Genomic DNA, 19,703 nt, shown 5'->3' with positions numbered 1-19,703 from the left:
GTGAGGGGAGGCGGTCATGACGGGACTACTTCTCGAGACCAAGTTCCACGTTCCCAGACAGCGACCCGGCCTGGCGACGCGCCCGAGGTTGATCGAGCGCCTGAACCGTGGAGCTGATGCCACGCTAACGCTCGTGTCGGCTCCGGCCGGGTTCGGTAAGACGACGCTGCTGACTGAGTGGCTGGCAACCGTTTCCGCTAATGGGTGGTCGGCAGCGTGGCTCTCGCTCGAGAAGCGTGACAACGATTCCGCGCTGTTTTGGACTTACTTCGTCACGGCGCTGAGGAGGGCGTCCATCGGGGTTGGCGCCCCTGCGCTCTCGCTCCTGCAGTCGGCGCAGCCCCCCATCGAAGTGCTCCTTGCCACTCTTCTCAATGACCTCCACGCTGTCTCGAACGATGTCGTCCTGGTTCTCGATGACTATCATGTGATCGACGCGCACGAGGTGCAGGACGGGATCGCATTCCTGGTGGAGCACCTGCCCCCGCAGGTGCACCTGGTCATCGCCAGCCGAGCCGACCCGGTGCTGCCGCTGGCGCGGTTACGGGCCCGGGGCGAGCTCGTCGAGCTCCGCGCCGCCGATCTGCGATTTACCGTAAATGAGGCGGAGGCCTACCTTAACGGCTCCATGGGCTTGGAGCTGACGGGCCGGGACGTAGCGGCGCTGGAAGACCGCACCGAAGGGTGGATCGTGGCACTCCAGCTCGCTGCGCTTTCGATGCAGGGCCGCGAGGACGTCGCCGCATTCATCGCAGGCTTCGCCGGGGACGACCGATATATCGTCGACTACCTGGCTGAGGAGGTCCTGCAGCGCCAGCCAGAGGATGTTCAACACTTCCTGTTCCAGACGTCCATCCTGGATCGGCTCAGCGGCCCTCTGTGCGATGCCGTCACAGGACAGGACAATGGCAAGCTCAGGCTGGCGGCACTGGAGCGGGCGAACCTGTTTCTGGTTCCCTTGGATGACCGCCGTCAGTGGTACCGCTATCACCAGCTTTTTGCGGATGTTCTGCAGGCGCGCCTCGTGGAGGAGCGCGGCGACGAGCTCCCGGGTCTCCATCGGCGGGCGAGCATTTGGTACGAACAGAACGGCGAGGCGTTCGATGCCATCCGCCATGCCTTGGCTGCGGAGGATTTCGAACGGGCGGCGGACCTTATCGAGCTGGCGGTGCCGGACATCCGGCGGAACAGGCAGGAGGCCCTGCTGCGCGGCTGGCTGATGGTGCTCCCGTACGATGTGGTCCGTGTCAGGCCGGTGCTGGGCGTGGGACTGGTGGGCGCGCTGGTGGTGTGCGGCGATGTCGGGGGAGTCGAAGACCGGCTGCGGGACGTCGAACGGTGGCTGGATCCACCCCCAGGTGTGGGCAAAGAAATTCAAGGCCGAGCAACGGAGATGGTCGTAGCCGACGACGAGGAATTTCGCCGCCTTCCCGAGACGATTGAAGTGTACCGGGCCGCGCTGGCGCTGGGCCGGGGCGATGGACCCGGGACGGTAAGCCACGCCCAGCGTGCGCTTGATCTTGCACCTGAGGACGACAATGTCGGCCGCGCCGCAGCCTCCGGATTGCTGGGACTCGCCTACTGGGGGCGTGGGGAGCTCGAGGCAGCCCATCGGGGGTATGACGAATGCATGGCTGGCCTGCGCCGTGCAGGGCACCTCGCGGACACCTTGGGATGCGCGATTGCCTTGGCGGACATACGCCTGGCGCAAGGGCGTCTCACCGATGCCATGTGCACCTACGAGCAAGCTTTGGAGGCTGCTTCTGGACGGCGCGGATCGGTTCTGCGCGGGGAAGCTGACATGTATGTGGGGATGAGCGGGGTCTGCCGGGAGCGCGGCGACCAGCAGGAAGCCATCCGACTCCTAGAGCGCAGCCAGGAGTTGGGGCCCCTTGGCGAGCTGCCTCAGAACCTGTATCGCGGGCGGGTCGCCATGGCGCGGATCCTCGAGGGGGAAGGTGACTTGGCCGGTGTGCTCGACCTCCTGGCTGAGGCGGAGCGACTCTACGTGGGCGATTACTTTCCCAATGTACGTCCGGTGCCGGCTTTGAGGGCCCGGATCCAGCTCGCGCAAGGGCGGTTGGGTGAAGCCCTCGGCTGGGTGCGGGAGCGAGACTTGTCGGTGGACGATGACCTCAGTTACCTTCGGGAGTTCGAGCACATCACCCTTGCCAGGGTGCTCCTGGCCCGGCATGCGGAAGAGGGCGCGGCGTCCTCGCTCCAGGAGGCCATCCGCCTGCTGGGGCGCCTGCTGCGGGCGGCAGACGACGGCGGCCGAACGGGAAGCGTCATCGAGATTCTCGTGCTGCAGGCCCTGGCCGACCAGGCACGGGGCGACATCCCTGCGGCGCTTGCATCACTGCGTCGAGCAGTAGCGTTGGCGGAGCCGGAGGGCTACGTTCGCGTTTTCGCTGATGAGGGCGCCCCGATGGGTTCACTGCTGAGAGCGGCTGCGAACCAACGGATAGCCCCGGGTTACCTGCGCCGGCTCATGACGTTCATGAACATTGCCGAGGTGCCCACGCGTGTCAGTGGGGGCCTGATCGAGCCGCTGAGTGAACGTGAGCTGGACGTTCTCCAGCTGCTCGGAACGGACCTCGACGGTCCGGACATTGCCCGCGTGCTCGTGGTGTCCCTGAACACGGTGCGCACTCACACCAGACACATCTACGCCAAGCTCGGCGTGAACAACCGCCGGGCCGCGGTCCGTCAGGGCCAGGAACTCGGTCTGTTCTCCCGAGCCAGCGACCGGTAGCCCAAGCCGCGACGACGCCGACGGCCGGGGAACGCTGCCAACGCCCGTAACTAAATCACCACGCCAATCACCACATGTGGTGAGGCGCGGTCCTTAGATCTCCTTCTACTGTTCGATCAGGACAACGAACAGAAGCAACGCCGGCCGAGGTCCATCGGCCGGATAAAGCGAAAGGAGGGCCCGTGCATGACATGCCGATCGGACATCACCACGACTCCGGATGGTACGAGGTCCGGATCGAGGGCCACCTGGATTCCCGGTGGGCTGCCTGGTTCGACGCACTGAGCCTGACGAATGAGAGCGACGGCACCACAGTCTTCCGGAGTCAGGTGGCAGACCAGGCCGCCCTGTATGGCCTGCTCCAGAAAGTGCGCGATATCGGCCTGCCCCTGCTCTCTGTAGCCCAGGTTGAAGCCGACAAGCCAGGATCCACCGCAAAGCCCCGAAGCTAATCTTCCACCCGCATCCCACGAAGGAGAACGACATCATGACCAGCATCCGGCCAGAAGCCGCAACGAAACGAGTGCCGATGGACCCGCTACGGAAGACCGCGCTGGCCGCGGGCGTGCTCTACCTGATCACCTTCGTCTCAATCCCGACACTCACCCTCTACAGGGCGGTGCGAACAGACTCCAACTACATCACCGGCCCCGGCCCGGACACCGCCACACTCTGGGGCGGTGCCCTTGAAATGATCGTAGCCCTTGCCTGCATCGGGACCGCGGTCGCACTGTACCCGGTGGTTAAAAAGCAAAACGAAGCGGTCGCGCTTGGCTTCGTCGGCGCACGCGTCCTCGAAGCTGCTGTCATTGTCACCGGCGTTGTTTGCCTTCTCTCGGTCGTGACCCTGCGGCAGGCCGGAGCCGGAGCAAGCGCTTTGCCCACGGGCCAGGCGCTGGCTGCGATGTATGGCTGGACGTTCCTCCTCGGACAAACCCTCATGCCGGCCATGAACGCCCTTCTCCTGGGCTCCCTCCTGTACCGGTCCCGCCTGGTGCCCCGGGTTCTTCCGTTGCTGGGACTGGTGGGCGCCCCGTTGCTCCTCGCTTCCACCGCCGCAACTTATTTCGGCATCAATAACACCCTCTCCGTGTGGTCGTTGATCGCGACGGCCCCGATCGCGCTTTGGGAGTTTTCGCTGGGCGTTTGGCTGATCGTCAAAGGCTTTAGCCCCAGTCCCATCACTAATGGCACGACGCCCGCCGTCGCAGCTCCCACCCCCAGAGACGTCCCCGCTTGATTACCGAAGGACCGGCGTCCCGAACACCGCCGGGCCATCAAGACCCCCCCCATTGCACTCTTGCGAAAGATGAACGCCATGCTCACGCTCGCCAGCCCATCCCTGGAAAAACAGTCCACTACCTTGCTTCCGGCCCGCCTCGCAGCAGTTACGGGCCTGGCCGCAGCCGCCGTCTTGTTCGTCAATGCGGCCAAGCGCGCCGAACTGATACCGGTCAGCTCCGCGACGCAGCTTGCCGCGCCCCTGGCACAGGCATTCGCTATCATCCTGGTTGTCGGCCTCGCCCGGGTCGCCCTGCGCCGATCATCAAAGTTTTCCTCGGTCGCCCTCGCGGTGAACGTCGTGGGGCTCAGCGCCGCGACCGGCGCGGAGTGGGTGATCAACCTGGTGTTCGTCCGGCTCGATCCCTCCCAAATCGCTGCGTTGCGGGGCGGGCCGCTCGGAACAGCATTGGTGGCAGCCTCGATGATCTTCCTAGTCGGATCAATCCTGTACTGCCTGGCGCTGCTGCGGGACGGCAGGGCACCCCGGACCCCGACAATCGCCTACGCCATGGCCGCCATTCCCATCGCGCTGCGCAACCTCGTCCCGGAGCTCGCCCTCGATGCAGCCCTGGCGCTGCTTGGCGCCTCAGTTATCTGGCTGGCCCTCTGGATGCTCACAAGCCGCCCAGCAGAGGCATCTTCCCGGAGCTTGCCGAACGCGTTTTAGGCGCCGGACCCCCATTTCGTCAGTTGTCCGGCCGCCACGGCGTCAGCCGCGGCAGCCAGCGCGGAACGTTCTTTCGGTACTCCCCATACTCAGCCCCGAACTTGCGCGCGAGCGCGGGCTCCTCGTAGAACCTGACGAAGGCCGCAACCGGGACCGCCGCCAGCGCGGCGTAGCCGAAGAGTTTCGGCTGGCCCAGCAGCAGGCCCTGGCCAACCACGGCGGCGGCGATGGGCACGTACATGGGATTCCGGACGTGGCGGTACAGCCCGCTGACTACAAGATGCTTCGGTGGCGCGAAGGGTGCCGGCGTTCCCACGCCTTCGATGGCAAACCGCACAAAGGAGTTTGCGACGACGGAAGCGCCCGCCCCCACGAGGAGCGCGCCGGCCGCCTGGGCCACGGCGCCTCCGGGCACCGGACCCTGCACCTCCCAACGCGTCAGCAGCCACGGGACGAGGCCGGCCGCCGTCGCCGGAGCCAAAGCGAACAGCGCCGTCCCCACCGGCACCCTAACCTCGCAAAGCTCGGCCAGGGCACCCTGCCGGCGTGGGCCCAGCTCAACCAGCGGTCACTGTCATCAGCGGAAGGCCGGGAGCCCCGTGATGTGCTGGCCCAAGATGAGGGTGTGCACCTCGTCCGTCCCTTCGTAGGTGCGCACAGACTCGAGGTTGGCGGCGTGCCGCAGAGGCGAATAGTCAAGCGTGATGCCGTTGCCGCCCAAAATGGTCCGGGCTTCCCGCGCCACCTTGATGGCCTCGCGGACGTTGTTCAGCTTGGCCAGCGAAATCTGCTCGGGACGGAGACGCCCGGCGTCCTTGAGCCGGCCCAGGTGCAGCGCAAGCATGGTGCCCTTCTGGACCTCGAGCAGCATGTTGACGAGCTTCTCCTGCGTCAGCTGGTACCCGGCCAGTGGCTTGCCGAACTGCTGGCGCTCCATCGAATACCGCAGTGCCGCCTCGTAGGAATCGCGGGCCGCGCCCATGGCACCCCAGGCGATGCCGTACCTTGCCTCGTTGAGGCAGCTGAACGGGCCGCTGAGTCCCCGCGCACCCGGCAGCATTGCCTCCGGACCCAGCCGGACGCCGTCGAACGTCACATCGCACTGGATCGATGCGCGCATGGACAGTTTCCGGCCGATCGGGGTGGCGGTGACGCCCGCCGTGGCGGCGGGAACGAGGAAGCCGCGGACGCCGTCGTCGGTCCTCGCCCAGACCACCAGGACGTCGGCCACGGAAGCGAGCCCGATCCAGCGCTTGGCGCCGTCCAGGATCCAGCCGGCGTCCTCGCCGGTTCCGTCCCGCCGCGCGGCGGTGTCCCGGCGCGCTGTGGTGGTCATCGACGACGGGTCCGAGCCCGCCGTCGGCTCCGTCAACGCGAAACAGCCGATCACCTCGCCGGCGGCCATCCGGGGGAGCCACTCCTGTTTCTGGTCCTCGGAGCCCCATTTGTGGATGGCACTCATCGCCAGTGAACCCTGGACCGAGACGAACGTGCGGATTCCGGAGTCGCCGGCCTCCAGCTCCATCGCGGCCAGGCCGTACTCGACGGCGGACCGGCCGGGGCAGCCGTAGCCCTCCAGATGCATGCCCAGCACGCCCAGCTCGCCCAGCTGGGCGGGCAGGTGCAGCGGGAAGACACCCTGCTCGTACCAGTCGGCGATGTCGGGGCGGATCTGCTGGTCGGTGAAGTCCCGGATGCGCTGCCGGAGGGCCAGTTCATTAGGGGACAGCAGGGAATCCAGCGCCAGGACATCCGAGGGGTCCGGGAGCCCGTACTCAGCCGTGGCTTCCACAGGATCAAGGGCGTCGTTGCTCATTGCAGCATCCTACGTGCCGGCCCTATCTTCCTGCGGGATCCTGCTTCCGGCCCACAAAGTACTCGCGGGTTGACGGCAGGAACCGGCAGACCGCGGCAAGCACGACGCCCAGGGCCAGCAGCACCACGCCGCTGACGAAGGCGCCGCCCACGCCGAAGATCTGCGTGTTCCCGTAGGCCGGATCCCACATCTGCGCGGCAGAGACAAAGAATGCCGCGGTCAGCAGCAGGGCCCCGAACAGCGGAAGGATGCCGCGGAACCACAGGTTGCGGGTGGATTCACGCAGGGTGTTCCGGAAGTACCAGGTGCAGGCAAAGCCGGTCAGGGCGTAGTAGAACGCGATAAACAGGCTGATGGAGCTGATGGAATCGGACAGCAGGTTCTCGCTGAGGAAGCTCATGGCCACGTAGTAGACCACCGCGGCGGCGCCCATCACCTGGGTGGAGAAGCCGGGGGTCTGGTTGCGCTCGTGGACCGCCCCAAACTTCGGCGGCAGGGCCCGGTGCACGCCCATGGACAGGGTGCCGCGGGCGGTGGGCAGGATGGTGGTCTGGGTGGAGGACAGCACGGATGCCAGCACTGCCACCACAATCAGCCAGCCCCACGGACCCAGCACTACGTCCTTCATCGCAAGGAACACGTCGTCCTGGTTTTCGGCGTTGGCAAGCCCGATTCCCTCTGTTCCCACGGACGCGTACATCATTACCAGCAAGGCCACGGAGACGTAGATGGCCACCAGCACGAATGCCGAGATCACTGCCCCGCGGCCCGGGGTGGTGGCGGGATTTTCGGTCTCCTCGTTCACCGCCAGGCACGTGTCCCAGCCCCAGTAGATGAACAGGGCCAGGAGGATGCCGTGCACCACCGCGCCGGGATCGGCGAACGCCCCGGCCGGGTTGAACCACTCGATATCGAACGGCTGGCCCGCCGGAGTGCCGCCCGTCAGGCCGGTGATCCGCAGGATGATCGCCACGGCAAAGATGCCCAGCGAGATGTACTGCACGTACGTCAGGGTGCGCTGGACGTGCTCACCCAGCCGGATCCCGCGGTAGTTGACCATGGTCATGAAGACGATGAAAACGACGCCGGTGGCCGTCACCACCGCCTTGTTCTCCGCCAGCGACCCGTCACCGATGAGGAGCCAAAGGTACTGGCCCGCCACCTGCGCCAGGTTGGCCAGGACCACGACGCCGGCCAGGGCCACGCCCCAGCCGCCCAGCCATCCCGCCCACGGGCCGAAGGCGCGGCGGGCCCAGATGAAGGTGGTGCCGCAGTCCGGCATGGCGCTGTTGAGCTCGCGGAATGCGTAGGCGATGAACAGCACGGGAATGAAGCCCAAAACCAGGATCAGCGGGGTGTAGTTCCCGTTGACGGCCACGATCAGGCCCAGGGTCGCGGCCAGCGAGTACACCGGCGCGGTGGAGGCGAGCCCGAGCATCACCGAATCCCCAAGATCCAGGATCCCGGCGCGCAGCCCCTTGCCGGGGACGGCACCGCCGGGCTGGGCCCCGGCGCCGCCGGCCGCAGCTGTCGTTCGGGTTCTCATAAAGCTATACCTGCCTTGTTCGCGTTGGCCTGTGCCGCCTGGACGCTCAGCGGCGCCGGCGCGTCAATGGTGTTCGGGACAAAGCGGCAGAAATAATCGGTGACCGGCCCGTCCGACTCGCGGATGCCGCAACCCACCGATTCGCCGTCCACCACCCACAGGCCCAGGACCGGGTGGTTGCCGTCGAAGTCGGGGAGGGAGTGGTACTGCTGGTAGCACCACCCTTCGCGGCCGTATCCGCCCGGTTTCTCCAGGCTGATGCCCTCAGCATGGATCCGGATGTTGTCGCCTTCGCGGCCGTGCAGCGGCTTGGCCACCCACTCCTTTAAAGGTCCGGGGTCGTTGAGGTAGGCGGGCAGCAGGTTCGGGTGGTCCGGGTAGAGGTGCCAAAGGGCGGCCAGGAGCGCCTTGTTGGAGAGCAGCATTTTCCAGGCCGGCTCCACCCAGCGGGGATTGTGGGAGCGCTGCAGCAGGCGGTGGCCGAACGGCTCCTTCATCATCAGCTCCCAGGGGTAGAGCTTGAAGATGGTGCTGATCATGAAGTTGTCCATGTCCACGAACCGGTTCAGGTTCGGGTCCCAGCCGATGTCCGACATGTTGATCCCGATGGTGGTCCACCCGGCCTGGCCGGCGACGTCCCGCATGTAGGCGGCCGTCATCCAGTCCTCACCGGATTCCTCGGCCTCGGAGTGGGCCACGTGCAGCGTGCTCATTCCCGTGCGGTACTGCAGCTTCTTCCACTGCCGGATCAGTGCCTCGTGGATCCCGTTCCACTGGTCCTTCTCCGGGAAGACGTCCTGCAGCCAGAACCACTGGGCCACGGCCGCCTCAATGAGACCGGTGGGGGTGTCCGCGTTGTACTCGAGCATCTTGGCGGCGCCGCCCTGGCCGTCATAGATGAAGTCGAAGCGGCCGTAGATGTCCACGTCCCCGGCCTGCAGCGACTCTGCGGCCAGTTCCAGCGCCTGCGGACCGATGCCGATCGGGCCCATGGCACCCGTGGCCAGGAACTTCGCGGCCTCCAAGCACATCCTGTGCATGTCCTCGGCGGTGACCTCGAGCGCCTCCACCTCGTCCATGGTGAATTCGTAGTAGGCGGCCTCGTTCCAGTACTCGATCTTCTTGCCGCCGGGCAGGGTGGTGGTGGAGAACACCAGGCCCTGCTCTTCAATCTTGTGCTTCCAGTCCGGCCGGGGCTCCGAAAGTAACCGCTTCACGACTAGCCTCCCGTGCTTCCGCCCTTGGAGCTGCTGCCGAAGCCGCCCCTGCTGACTGTGCCGCCCTTGCTGCTGTAGCCCGTGGACGTTTTGGCTCCCTGCGGCACGGTCCTGGTGAAGTTCGGGTAGGCCGTCCGGTTCTGGCCGATGCCCGGGACACTGGCCCCGCGCGCGTAGAAGTACCAGGCATAGAGGGCCCCGCCGCGCCCGGCCGAGCTGTTGCACTGGGTATCCTCGACCCGCTCACCCGTTTCCTCGTTGAAGCAGACTTGGGCATAGTCGGGATCCTGCTCGTTGCTGGCCACGATGGCCGTGATGGTGCCGGCCAGGAGCGCCGTGACGCCGAGGCCCACCACCACCGTGCGGCGCTGCGACCGCTTCTTCCGTGCTGCGGCGTCGCGCTCGCGGTCACGGGCGAACGGGTCGAAGATGGGGCTGGGCTGGGGGAAGCCTGTTTGGTTCTGGTTTCCGGGGCCTTCCGGTCGGGAGCTTTCCTGCCGTGGGCTTTCCTGTTCCGGCGTGCCGGGGGTCAGCAGTTCGGGGTGGAGCTCAGGCTTTGGCACCTGCCACGGCGGCGGCTTGGCCTGGCCGCCGGACGGGCCGCCCGCCTGGTTGCCGGAGGTGCCGTCCCCGCCGGACACGTCGTCGCTGCGGCCCCCGTGAGCGTCCTTGCTCGGGTCCTTCTCCGGGTCCATGGTTCCCCCTGCTGCTCCATGCTGTTGAATACGGGTGCTGTTGAATACGCGTGCTGCTGAACGCGGTGCTGTTGGCGGCCGGAACGCTTGGCTGCGCCCGGCGGAACCGGCTGTCCGTCCAGCCGGTGAACACTGCAGCAAGCCTAGTGGCTGGAAGGTGCTGCGGTGAATAAATTTCCCTGCTCAACTATCCGTTGGTACCACCAAAAGCGCTGGTCAGGACGAGAACCTAGACTAAGGCCATGCACACAGCCACTCTTCTTGCCGTTTGCCGGGTCCACCAGCTCCTTCCGGACGAGGGAAGCGTGGGCGTCACGGCCATCGACAAACGGCCGGTGGACGGTCCGGTGAAGGTGCACAAGCTCGGCTTGCACGCCGATGTCCAGGCCAGCCGCATCCACCACGGGGGAGAGGACCAGGCACTCTACGCTTACTCCCAGGCCGACGCCGACTACTGGACCGGTGAGCTGCAGCGTGAACTGCCACCGGGGATCTTCGGGGAGAACCTGCGCGTGGCAGGGATCGAAACCACGGGTGCCGTCATCGGTGAACGTTGGCGGATCGGGCTGGATGTCGAAGTTGAGGTGACCTCGCCGCGAGTTCCGTGCGCGGCCTTCCAGCGGCGCATGGACGAGGCCCAGTGGGTCAAGCGCTTCACGCAGGCAGGCCGGGTGGGCGCCTACCTGCGCGTCACTAAGACCGGCTCCGTGCAGGCCGGCGACCACATCCACCGCCTCTTCGTTCCGAAGCACGGAGTGACCGTCGGCCGCTGGTTCAGCGAGCCCGACGTCGACGCCATGGAGGCCCTGCGCGACGCCGAGGCCGACGGCGAAATCCGGCTGCAGCCCGAATACCACGACCGGTTCGAGAAGATGCTGCGCCGCGAGGGCCGCTAGTACGCAGAACCTGGCCGCTGGACCTGCCGCATTTCTGCACCGCTTTGGCGGGGTTCCGCCGGAGGTGCCCCTGAACCGGCGCGGACGCGGGCTGCGGTTGCTGCGTAAACAGGTGCAGAAGTGCCGCGTGTGCGCAAGCTCACCGCCCCTGCCGGCCCCTCGGTTCGCCCGCATGCGGGGTCATGCCCTACACTTGAAACATCCCCCACTCCGGAAATCCCTTATTCCTGCCCAATTTTTGAGGCAGGACTGGCAAGTGTTGGGGCCCGCAAATGTGATGCGGGCAGTTTCATAGGGAGAGCCGGCTGAAGAAAACGCTGTACAGACTGCTGGGATAGCAGCCAAGAGATGCAGTGTGAAGTCCTGCCACGGGATTGCGAAAGCGCCGGACTTCTACGTGACCGGCCGGTCAATGTATGCCCGGCGCCCACGGCACATGTACTGCGGCTCCGCTCACCTCGGGTTGTGCCGCCTGGCCCCCTATGGATGAGGAACATTTCCCTATGCCCGAAAATCACGACGACGCCCAGAACACCGACGCCACCGAGACGGCAACCGCCGAAACCGCAAACGTCGAATTCACCGAGGCTGCTGTCCCCGCAGCCGAGCCCGCCGAAGCCGCCGCCCCTCCCGCTGAGGCCCCTGCTGCCAAGGCCGATGAAAACGATGAAGAAGGCGTGAAGTTCGCCGATCTCGGCATCGACGGCCGCGTGCTGGCCGCCCTGCAGGACGTCGGCTACGAAAAGCCTTCCCCGATCCAGGCAGCAACCATCCCGCTGCTGCTCGAAGGCCGCGACGTCGTGGGCCTCGCCCAGACCGGCACCGGTAAGACTGCAGCATTCGCAGTACCGGCTCTGTCCCGCCTGGCCGAGCTCCACGACCTCAACGGCCCGTCCCGCAAGACGCAGGCCCTGGTTCTCGCCCCGACCCGCGAACTCGCGCTTCAGGTTGCCGAGGCCTTCACTTCGTACGCCAAGCACATCGATGACTTCACTGTCCTCCCCGTCTACGGCGGCTCCGCCTACGGCCCCCAGCTCGCCGGCCTGCGCCGCGGTGCACAGGTTGTCGTCGGTACTCCCGGCCGAGTGATCGACCACATTGCCAAGGGCTCCCTGGACCTGTCCGAGCTCCAGTACCTGGTTCTGGACGAGGCCGACGAAATGCTCCGCATGGGCTTCGCCGAAGACGTCGAGCAGATCTTCCAGCAGACCCCGTCGGACCGCCAGGTGGCACTGTTCTCCGCCACCATGCCGAGCCAGATCCGCCGGATGTCCAAGCAGTACCTGAACAACCCGGCCGAGATCTCGGTGAAGTCCAAGACCACCACCGGCGCCAACACCCGCCAGCGCTACCTGCAGGTCATGGGCCCGCACAAGCTCGACGCCATGACCCGTATCCTCGAGGTCGAAGAGTTCGACGGCGTCATCGCGTTCGTCCGCACCAAGATGGCCACCGAGGACCTCGCCGACAAGCTGCGCGCCCGCGGCTTCCAGGCTGCCGCCATCAACGGCGACATCCCACAGCAGCAGCGCGAACGCACCGTTGACGCGCTCAAGGAAGGCCGCATCGACATCCTGGTTGCCACCGACGTCGCCGCCCGCGGCCTGGACGTCGAGCGCATCAGCCACGTGGTCAACTACGACATCCCGCACGACACCGAGTCCTATGTACACCGCATCGGCCGGACCGGCCGCGCCGGCCGCTCCGGCGACGCAATCCTGTTCATGACTCCGCGCGAGAAGTACCTGCTGCGTTCCATTGAGAAGGCCACGCGCCAGCCGGTGGAGCAGATGCACCTGCCCACCGCTGAGACCGTCAACACCCTGCGTCTGGGCAAGTTCGCCGAGCGCATCACCGAGACGCTCGAGTCCGAAGACGTGGCGGCATTCCGTGACCTCATCGCATCCTACGAAGAAGAGCACAACGTGCCGGCAGCAGAAATCGCTGCGGCACTGGCCGTGATGGCCCAAGGCGGCCAGCCGCTGCTGGTCAAGGAACTGCCTGCTGCTCCGGAGTACCAGAAGCGCGAACGGTCCAAGGACGGTTTCGGCTCGCGCGGCCCGACCCGTGCGCTCACTGAGGGCAATGCCACCTACCGGATCGCCGTCGGACGCCGCCAGCGCGTCATGCCGGGTTCCATCGTGGGCGCCATCGCCAACGAAGGCGGCATCTCCTCGTCGCAGATCGGCGGCATCGACATCCGCTCGGACCACTCCCTCGTGGAGCTCCCGGCCGACCTGAGCCCCGATCAGCTGAAGGCCCTGTCCCGCACGCGGATCGGCGGCGAGCTGATCCACCTCGAGCTGGACTCCGGCCGGAAGCCCTCCGGCGACCGGGGCGACCGCGGTGACCGCGGCGGCTACCAGGGCGGCGGCCGCGGCGGCAACTTCAAGGGCGGCGGGGGCTTCAAGAAGGAGTTCCGCAAGAACGACGGCGAGCGTTCCTCCGCGGACCGCGGCGGCCGTTCGTACAGCGAGCGTTCCGAACGTTCCTTCGGTGAGCGCGGGCAGTCGAGCGACTCCCGCTTCGGCGGCCACGGCGACGGCTCGCGCAAGCCGCGCCACGGCAACGAGGGCGGCCACCGCGACTTCAACCGCAAGGGCAAGTGGTAGTCACCTCATCGCGATAATTTCCGCGATGATGACGCTGCGGTGAATTCCGCATCCGAATAGAAACAGGCCGGCTGATCAGCCGGCCTGTTTTTATTTAAGGCTGTTCTGCCTGGCGGCGTGTTTCCTTGGTCACATCCACGTCCGAAAAGGTCCTGAAGAAGCATCCGGAGGTGCCCTGCAGCCAGCTCCGAGCCCGTATTTCCGGGCTTTTTCGGCCCTACGGACCCCATTCAGCCGCCGATTTGTTGAGTGCGAAATCTTCCGGTAGAGTATTTACTCGTTGCCCCCCTAGCTCAGTGGTAGAGCGCGTTCTTGGTAAGAACGAGGTCACCGGATCGATTCCGGTGGGGGGCTCTGAATGAGGGCCTGTGTCAAGGCGGTCTTGACCGGCTTGACACAGGTTTTTCTCATTCATGGCGGTGTAGCTCAGTTGGTTAGAGCGCACGACTCATAATCGTGAGGTCGGGAGATCGAGCCTCCCCACCGCTACAGAGACTGCAGGTCAGAGGCATTCAGCCCCTGGCCTGCTTTTGTCTTTGGGCATGTTCTGGTCCTGGACCCGTGTCGCCGGGTCAGCGCCCGCTCCGAACCGTCGTGGGGCACTTTGGGGGGAGTCGGCGTCGTAAATCACGACGGCGGCCGGCTCGTCCCGTGCCGAAGTGCCCCGTCTAGAACGGGCCCCAGGCCCAAAGCACGAAAAAGCCCCGCACCGCCGTTCTGAACTGCTCAGTTGGGTGGTGCGGGGCTATTCGGCTGCGGGGCTCCGCGCAGGGCTAAACCTTGGTGACGCTGATGCGCACGTTTGGGCAGGAGTCGGCGTAGCGGATCAGCGCTGCCTTCTCGGCGCTGTCCACCCGCAGGCCCCAGCGGATCTTCACCGCGATCCAGTTGCCGACGTACTCGCAGCGGTTGGCCGGCGGCATCCAGGCCTCAGGCCCCTTCGCCTGCTTCGAGGAGTTCAACGCCGCGGTCTGGGCGTTCAGTGACCGTCCGTCGCCGAGGTCGTTGTAGAACGCCACACGGCGAGCCTGCGACCAGTAGCGGGCACCTGAGCCCCACGCCTCGTGGACGGGAACGGTGTGGTCGATCTCTACGGCCGACGCCAAGGTGTGCGTGCGGTTGTCCCACCTGGTGACCCAGCGGGCCGTGCGCACCGTGCAGCGGCGCGTAGTGGTGTACGTTGCGGCGACTTTGGCCTCCTGCAGCAGGACCTCCGCACGGGTGTTCTGGCAGTCACGGTTGGTGTCCAGCCAGGTGCCGAAGTCGCGGGTCCGGTCGTAGCCTGCGTTGTTCTCCGCGGCCACCGTAAGGGCGCGGGCGGCGGTGCGCAGCGGCGCGGAATAGTACGTGGCAGCCTCGGCGGGGACGGCCAGCCCGGTGAGCAGCAGGCCAGCGGCCACGGCGGTAGCGGAGAGCGACCGGACCCACAGGCCGTGTGTGATGGACGCCGTAACGGCAACAGCCCGGCGTCGGGCCCGTTTGAACGGGCCTGCGGGTTTAGGCGGGACAGTGTGATTGAACGTGCCTAGCGGCATGATTCCCCCATGATGATTCCTGGAACGGTACGAATTGCTTGATGCATCAACCAGCATGTCAGCCGGATTACGGGAGAATCGGATCCTTGATCAGGTCTTGACGCAATCCTGTGGGAACGCTGCGACTGCGGCCAAAATCAGCGCAACCGTTGTCTTTCGGGCGGCATGAACCTAAGGTCGGACTGCTGCAGGAGGCTCACAAAACAGGCAGGCGGACGACAGGAACCGGCATGGCCAAACTGATCTACTCCGGACTTCTATCCGTCGACGGGTACATTGCGGACCGGGACGGCAACTTCGACTGGGCTGAGCCGGACGCTGAGGTGCATTCCTTCGTTAATGACCTGATGCGGCCGGCGGGAACCCACTTGCTCGGCCGCCGGATGTATGAGGTGATGGCCGCCTGGGAGCATCCGGAGGACTTCGGCGAGATTGCCGGCCTGCCCGCCCACATCCGCGACTTCGCCGACCTCTGGAAGGCAGTGGACAAGGTGGTCTTCTCCCGCACCCTGCAGGACGTGACCACCGCACGGACCAGGATCGAGCGGGAGTTCAGCGCCGACGCCGTCGGACGGCTCAAGGCAGACGCCAGCCGGGACCTGGCGGTGGGCGGCGCGGAGCTCGCCGCGGCGGCCATCCGCGCGGGTCTGGTGGACGAGTTCCAGATGTGCCTCTCGCCCGTGACAGTGGGCGGCGGCAAGCGCTTCCTCCCGGACGACGTCCGCCTCCGGCTTGAGCTGCTCGAGGAGCGGCGGTTCGGCAACGGCACGGTGTTCCTCCGCTACGCCAACCGGACGGGATAAACGGCCGGAACGCAGGGTTGGGACACAATGGGAACATGACCCGTATCGCAATCATCGGCGGCCACGGCAAGGTGGCCCTCCAACTGTCCGCCCTCCTCACGGAACAGGGGCACAGCGTCACGTCCTTCATCCGCAACCCGGACCATGCGGCCGACGTCGCCGCCTCCGGTGCATCGCCGTCGGTCCTCGACGTTGAAAACTCGACGACGGCGGACATCGCCGCCGCGCTCCGGAACCACGACGCGGTGGTCTGGTCAGCCGGAGCCGGGGGAGGGAACCCGGCCCGCACGTACGCGGTGGACCGGGACGCCGCCATCCGTTCCATGGACGCGGCCGCGGAGGCCGGCGTCGGGCGCTACGTGATGGTGTCCTACTTTGGCGCCGGCCCGGACCACGGGGTTCCTGAGGGCCACAGCTTCCACGCGTACGCCGAGGCCAAGGCCGCCGCCGACGAGTACCTCCGCGGCACCAACCTCGAATGGACCATCCTGGGGCCGGGCTCCCTGACAGAGGGGCCGGGGAACGGGCTGATCGATGTGAACCCCGAGGATGCCGGCACCGGCACGCACACCTCGCGCGCCAACGTGGCCATCGTTGCCGCCGCGGTGCTGGACCGGCCCGGAAGCGCCGGTAAGACCATCGAATTCCGCGACGGCACCGAGCCGGTCGCGGCCGCGCTGGACGCCCTGCAGTAGTCCAGGAGTAGCCCGGCAGCAAGCAGCGAAGCTGACGCGGGCCCCGTACGCAGGCCGAGCGGGTGTTCCCGGTAGGGTTGAAAGGCACGGCCGCCCTCCGTCCAGAGGCGCGGCGCACTCCGGGGAAAGTGGGCACATGGACCAGCTGGCACTCATCATCGGGCTCCTGCTCGCCACCGTCGTGGCAGTGGGCCTCGGGGACCGGCTGCGGCTGCCTTATCCGGTCCTGATGCTGCTGCTGGCCGTGGCGCTGACCTTCATCCCGGGCTTCCCGGACATCGAGATTCCGCCGGAGCTGATCCTGCCGATCTTCCTCCCGCCGCTGCTGTTCGCCACGGCGCAGCGGAGCTCCTGGGCCGTCTTCCGGGTCCGGTGGCGCACGCTCATCATGCTCGCCGTGGCCCTGGTGGTCATCTCCACCGCGGTGGTCGCCGGCGCCGCCTGGCTCATGATCCCGGGCATCGGGATCCCCGCCGCCATCGCGCTCGGAGCCATGGTGGCCCCGCCTGACCCGGTCGCGGTGGAGTCCGTTGCCGGCCGCGTGCACATGCCCCGGCGGCTGATCACGGTGCTGCAGAGCGAAGGCCTTTTCAACGACGCCGCCGCCATCGTCATTTTCCAGGCAGCTGTTGCCGCCGCCGTCGGCGGTACACGGATAGGGCCCGACGTCGTCCTCAAGTTCGTCGTGGGCGCTGCGCTTGCCGTCGTGGTCGGCATCGCCATGGGCTGGCTGACGGCGCTGATCACCCGGCTCGTGGCCTCCATGGTGGCCCGAAGCGCCGTGACCCTGGTGGTGCCCTTTGCCGCCTACATCCTGGCGGAGGAATTCCATGCCTCCGGCGTCATCGCCGTTGTGGTCACCGCCCTGGAGATGCAGCGGCACACCCGCCCGCAGGACGCCGCGGAGCGGGTGACCCGGACGGCCTTCTGGGACGTGGTGGAGCTCCTGGTGACGGGGCTTGCCTTCGGGCTCGTGGGGCTCGAGATCCAGGACGTGGTCCATACGGAGGGTGCGGCAATCTTCGGCATGGCGGGAACTGCCGTCGTGGTCTGTGTCCTGGTGTTCGCAGTACGGTTCGGCTGGCTGGGACTGCTGGCCGTATCCGCCCGCAAACGGAAGAACCTGCTGCAGCCAACCTCTGCAAAGGAGGTCCTGATCCTGACCTGGTGCGGCATGCGCGGCCTCGCCACCCTGGCACTTGCGCTGGCACTGCCGCTGACACTCGCCGACGGCACGCCGTTCCCGGCCCGGGATGAACTGCTGGTCATCGCCTGCGCGGTGCTGCTGGCCACCCTGGTGCTGCCGGGGCTGACCCTGCCCTGGCTGATGAAGGTCCTGAACGCGTCCCAGGACGGAACCGAGGAGCGCGACGCCGCCCGGCTCCTGGCCCGCCGTGCGCAGGCAGCCGCCGTCGCTGCCCTGAAGGACAACGAGCTCATGAAGGAGCTGCCGCCGGAGAAGGTGGCACTCGTGAAGGAGAAGATGACCCGGCTCCATGCCGAACTGCTGGACGGCAGCCTCCGCAACGAGAGCCTGGCCGAGAAGCGGGAGCGGGGCAGGGAGCTGGCTATCGCTGTCCAGACCATCGCGCTGGATGCTGCTCGGCAGGAAGTCGTCGCGGCCCGCAGTGAACCGGACATGGACCCCGAGGTGGCGGACAGGGTGCTGCGCCAGCTCGACCTGCGGACCATGATCATGCCGGAGTAGGGATCATGACGTTCGCGCTCGTCTTGGACCGGTGGCCGGGCGGCACAGGTCACGCCGGGAGGTTGAGCTCCAGGTCCAGCGTGTTCGTCTCCACGTAGTCCAGGGCACGCCGGACCGCGCCCACTGTCACGATTGAATCGCCCAGCGGCGAGACCGCCACCCGCGGCGGGGTGGCGGTGAACTCCGGCAGCCGGGCGGCGATGGGCCTGAGCAGAACCCCGGCAGAGTTGGCCACGGCCCCGCCGATCACCACGAGTTCGGGGTTGATCATGGTGGCCACCGAGCCGATGACGCGGGCCATCCTGTCGGCCAGCCGGTCCAGGATTTTCAGCGCCTCCGAGTCACCGGCGGCCGCCGCGGCAAAGACGTGCTCCGCTTCCGCGCCCGTGGCCGCATGGTCGCGAAGGGACGTCTCTGCGGTGCCCTCCAGCGCCTCCGCGGCCCAGGTCCGCGCCAGCGTCGCGATGCCGAACGTGTCGCCCACACCCTCCAGCAGGTCCAGGTACGCGAGTTCACCCGCGCCGCCGCCGCTGCCGTGGAGCAGGCGGCCGCCTTCGATGACGCCGGAACCGAAGCGCTCACTCGCCAGGATTACGACGACGTCGTCCACACCCGCCGCCGCACCCCGCCACCGGTCGCCCAGGGCGGCCAGGTTGGCGTCGTTCTCCAGCAGTACCGTCCATCCCCGGAGTTTGTGCAGCGCGGACCCAAGGCCCACGTCGAACAGCCCCCAGAAGTGCTGGGACGCGAGGACGTTGCCTTTCCGGTCCACCGGGGCGGCGATGCCGGCGCTCACGGCCAGCACGGCGTCGGGGGAGGCCCCCACCCCGTCCAGCGCCATCATGGCGGCCCGGTCAATGACCGCCACCCGTTCCTCGGCGGAAATGACCTCAATGTCAAACGGCTGGCTGGCCCGTCCCAGCGCCTTGCCGCGAAGATCGGATACCACCACCGTTGCCTTCGAGAAACCCACGTCCATTCCGAGGACGTACCCGGCCCGCTCGTTGAGTTCGAACCGCCGGGCAGGCCGCCCCTTCTGGTAGCCGCCGAAGGCGCGCTGGTTCTCCAGTTCGGTGATCCACCCGCGCTGCATGAGGTCCTCGCACACGGAGATGGCGGTGGCCCGGGTGAGTCCGGTTGCCTGGATGACCTCAGTAACCGTCACCGCACCCGAGGCGCGCATGAAGTCCAGGACCGCCCCGGCGCTCACGCGCCGCAGCAGCTGGGGCGTGGCCGCCGTCATTTCGGACATGGTGTTGACCTCCTTGTGCTCTGCCCCACATAATACTTGAGGAACTAAATTTAGATTCCATATAAATTGACTACGTAGGCCGGACGGCCACCGGCCACGGAATTTCCTTCCAGCTTTTCCTCCGCCTTTTGCAAAGGAGCAACTGTGATCAGCCCTTTGAAGTACTCCCGATTCCGCAACCCGCTACGGCGCGCCACCTGCCAGCACTCCGCCCCGGCCTCT

At 66.8% G+C, this 19,703-nt stretch carries 16 protein-coding genes and 2 tRNA genes; 11 read left to right on the top strand and 7 right to left on the bottom strand.

Translation table 11 applies throughout. From position 1 onward, the window contains the following. The first annotated feature begins 16 nt into the window (after window positions 1–16). From LFT45_RS16280 to LFT45_RS16265, 4 genes are all read left to right on the top strand, one after another. Window positions 17–2,755, top strand: coding sequence for a LuxR C-terminal-related transcriptional regulator (locus LFT45_RS16280; RefSeq protein WP_236804620.1), 2,739 nt, complete (start codon window positions 17–19; stop codon window positions 2,753–2,755). A 182-nt stretch (window positions 2,756–2,937) separates the two neighbouring features. Beyond that, complete coding sequence (locus LFT45_RS16275; RefSeq protein ID WP_440156507.1) at window positions 2,938–3,207, top strand: hypothetical protein; 270 nt, start codon at window positions 2,938–2,940, stop codon at window positions 3,205–3,207. A 35-nt stretch (window positions 3,208–3,242) separates the two neighbouring features. Further along, window positions 3,243–3,995, top strand: a complete 753-nt coding sequence (locus LFT45_RS16270; protein ID WP_236804619.1) for a DUF4386 domain-containing protein — start codon at window positions 3,243–3,245, stop codon at window positions 3,993–3,995. 78 nt (window positions 3,996–4,073) lie between these two features. Continuing rightward, entirely contained in the window at window positions 4,074–4,706 is a 633-nt protein-coding gene (locus LFT45_RS16265; protein ID WP_236804618.1) for a hypothetical protein, read from the top strand. A gap of 19 nt (window positions 4,707–4,725) precedes the next feature. On the opposite strand, the gene LFT45_RS16260 is transcribed toward LFT45_RS16265, so the two are convergent. The 5 genes from LFT45_RS16260 to LFT45_RS16240 form a co-directional block, all read right to left on the bottom strand. Beyond that, window positions 4,726–5,208 (bottom strand): methyltransferase family protein, encoded by a 483-nt coding sequence (locus LFT45_RS16260; RefSeq protein WP_236804617.1) that lies wholly within the window; start codon window positions 5,206–5,208, stop codon window positions 4,726–4,728. 75 nt (window positions 5,209–5,283) lie between these two features. Continuing rightward, on the bottom strand, window positions 5,284–6,522 hold the full coding sequence (locus LFT45_RS16255) for an acyl-CoA dehydrogenase family protein (protein ID WP_236804616.1): 1,239 nt from the start codon (window positions 6,520–6,522) through the stop codon (window positions 5,284–5,286). Window positions 6,523–6,544: 22 nt separating this feature from the next. After that, window positions 6,545–8,068 carry an APC family permease gene (locus tag LFT45_RS16250; RefSeq protein WP_236804615.1) on the bottom strand — a complete coding sequence of 508 codons (1,524 nt, stop codon included), beginning with the start codon at window positions 8,066–8,068 and terminating at the stop codon, window positions 6,545–6,547. After that, window positions 8,065–9,285 (bottom strand): glutathionylspermidine synthase family protein, encoded by a 1,221-nt coding sequence (locus LFT45_RS16245; protein WP_236804614.1) that lies wholly within the window; start codon window positions 9,283–9,285, stop codon window positions 8,065–8,067. Before LFT45_RS16245 ends, LFT45_RS16250 begins: the two co-directional genes overlap by 4 nt. Before the next feature lie 2 nt (window positions 9,286–9,287). Next, window positions 9,288–9,980 (bottom strand): Tat pathway signal protein, encoded by a 693-nt coding sequence (locus tag LFT45_RS16240; protein WP_236804613.1) that lies wholly within the window; start codon window positions 9,978–9,980, stop codon window positions 9,288–9,290. 242 nt (window positions 9,981–10,222) lie between these two features. On the opposite strand from LFT45_RS16240, the gene LFT45_RS16235 reads away from it, so the two are divergent. The 4 genes from LFT45_RS16235 to LFT45_RS16220 all read left to right on the top strand — a co-directional run bounded on the left by LFT45_RS16235 (window position 10,223) and on the right by LFT45_RS16220 (window position 13,977). Continuing rightward, window positions 10,223–10,876: an MOSC domain-containing protein gene (locus LFT45_RS16235; RefSeq protein WP_236804612.1), complete on the top strand. Its 654-nt coding sequence runs from the start codon at window positions 10,223–10,225 to the stop codon at window positions 10,874–10,876. Between the two features lie 503 nt (window positions 10,877–11,379). Further along, a complete protein-coding gene (locus LFT45_RS16230) occupies window positions 11,380–13,488 on the top strand; it encodes a DEAD/DEAH box helicase (RefSeq protein WP_236804611.1) in 2,109 nt (702 codons plus the stop codon). Between the two features lie 282 nt (window positions 13,489–13,770). Next, window positions 13,771–13,842, top strand: a tRNA-Thr gene (locus LFT45_RS16225). 61 nt (window positions 13,843–13,903) lie between these two features. Further along, window positions 13,904–13,977, top strand: a tRNA-Met gene (locus tag LFT45_RS16220). Between the two features lie 284 nt (window positions 13,978–14,261). Here the strand turns inward: LFT45_RS16220 and LFT45_RS16215 are convergent. Next, complete coding sequence (locus LFT45_RS16215; RefSeq protein ID WP_236804610.1) at window positions 14,262–15,023, bottom strand: HNH endonuclease family protein; 762 nt, start codon at window positions 15,021–15,023, stop codon at window positions 14,262–14,264. A gap of 230 nt (window positions 15,024–15,253) precedes the next feature. Between LFT45_RS16215 and LFT45_RS16210 the strand changes: the two genes are divergently transcribed. The 3 genes from LFT45_RS16210 to LFT45_RS16200 all read left to right on the top strand — a co-directional run bounded on the left by LFT45_RS16210 (window position 15,254) and on the right by LFT45_RS16200 (window position 18,229). After that, on the top strand, window positions 15,254–15,826 hold the full coding sequence (locus LFT45_RS16210; RefSeq protein ID WP_236804609.1) for a dihydrofolate reductase family protein: 573 nt from the start codon (window positions 15,254–15,256) through the stop codon (window positions 15,824–15,826). Window positions 15,827–15,861: 35 nt separating this feature from the next. Beyond that, window positions 15,862–16,521 (top strand): NAD(P)H-binding protein, encoded by a 660-nt coding sequence (locus LFT45_RS16205; RefSeq protein ID WP_236804607.1) that lies wholly within the window; start codon window positions 15,862–15,864, stop codon window positions 16,519–16,521. A gap of 136 nt (window positions 16,522–16,657) precedes the next feature. Then, window positions 16,658–18,229: a Na+/H+ antiporter gene (locus tag LFT45_RS16200; RefSeq protein ID WP_236804605.1), complete on the top strand. Its 1,572-nt coding sequence runs from the start codon at window positions 16,658–16,660 to the stop codon at window positions 18,227–18,229. Window positions 18,230–18,278: 49 nt separating this feature from the next. Here the strand turns inward: LFT45_RS16200 and LFT45_RS16195 are convergent, their stop codons facing one another. Beyond that, window positions 18,279–19,481, bottom strand: a complete 1,203-nt coding sequence (locus LFT45_RS16195; RefSeq protein WP_236804603.1) for an ROK family protein — start codon at window positions 19,479–19,481, stop codon at window positions 18,279–18,281. Between the last annotated feature and the right edge of the window lie 222 nt (window positions 19,482–19,703).

It is taken from the genome of Arthrobacter sp. FW305-BF8, assembly GCF_021789315.1.
Classification (GTDB): domain Bacteria; phylum Actinomycetota; class Actinomycetes; order Actinomycetales; family Micrococcaceae; genus Arthrobacter.
Note: the sequence above shows the minus strand (reverse complement) of the source record. Positions and strands in the feature narration are given on the sequence as shown.

What these genes read in the sequence shown, in the direction of transcription:
- LFT45_RS16280 (WP_236804620.1), top strand. Translation starts at nt 17, where the DNA reads ATGACGGGACTACTTCTCGAGACCAAGTTCCACGTTCCCAGACAGCGA.
- LFT45_RS16270 (WP_236804619.1), top strand. Translation starts at nt 3,243, where the DNA reads ATGACCAGCATCCGGCCAGAAGCCGCAACGAAACGAGTGCCGATGGAC.
- LFT45_RS16265 (WP_236804618.1), top strand. Translation starts at nt 4,074, where the DNA reads ATGCTCACGCTCGCCAGCCCATCCCTGGAAAAACAGTCCACTACCTTG.
- LFT45_RS16255 (WP_236804616.1), bottom strand. Translation starts at nt 6,522, where the DNA reads ATGAGCAACGACGCCCTTGATCCTGTGGAAGCCACGGCTGAGTACGGG.
- LFT45_RS16250 (WP_236804615.1), bottom strand. Translation starts at nt 8,068, where the DNA reads ATGAGAACCCGAACGACAGCTGCGGCCGGCGGCGCCGGGGCCCAGCCC.
- LFT45_RS16240 (WP_236804613.1), bottom strand. Translation starts at nt 9,980, where the DNA reads ATGGACCCGGAGAAGGACCCGAGCAAGGACGCTCACGGGGGCCGCAGC.
- LFT45_RS16235 (WP_236804612.1), top strand. Translation starts at nt 10,223, where the DNA reads ATGCACACAGCCACTCTTCTTGCCGTTTGCCGGGTCCACCAGCTCCTT.
- LFT45_RS16230 (WP_236804611.1), top strand. Translation starts at nt 11,380, where the DNA reads ATGCCCGAAAATCACGACGACGCCCAGAACACCGACGCCACCGAGACG.
- LFT45_RS16215 (WP_236804610.1), bottom strand. Translation starts at nt 15,023, where the DNA reads ATGCCGCTAGGCACGTTCAATCACACTGTCCCGCCTAAACCCGCAGGC.
- LFT45_RS16210 (WP_236804609.1), top strand. Translation starts at nt 15,254, where the DNA reads ATGGCCAAACTGATCTACTCCGGACTTCTATCCGTCGACGGGTACATT.
- LFT45_RS16205 (WP_236804607.1), top strand. Translation starts at nt 15,862, where the DNA reads ATGACCCGTATCGCAATCATCGGCGGCCACGGCAAGGTGGCCCTCCAA.
- LFT45_RS16200 (WP_236804605.1), top strand. Translation starts at nt 16,658, where the DNA reads ATGGACCAGCTGGCACTCATCATCGGGCTCCTGCTCGCCACCGTCGTG.
- LFT45_RS16195 (WP_236804603.1), bottom strand. Translation starts at nt 19,481, where the DNA reads ATGTCCGAAATGACGGCGGCCACGCCCCAGCTGCTGCGGCGCGTGAGC.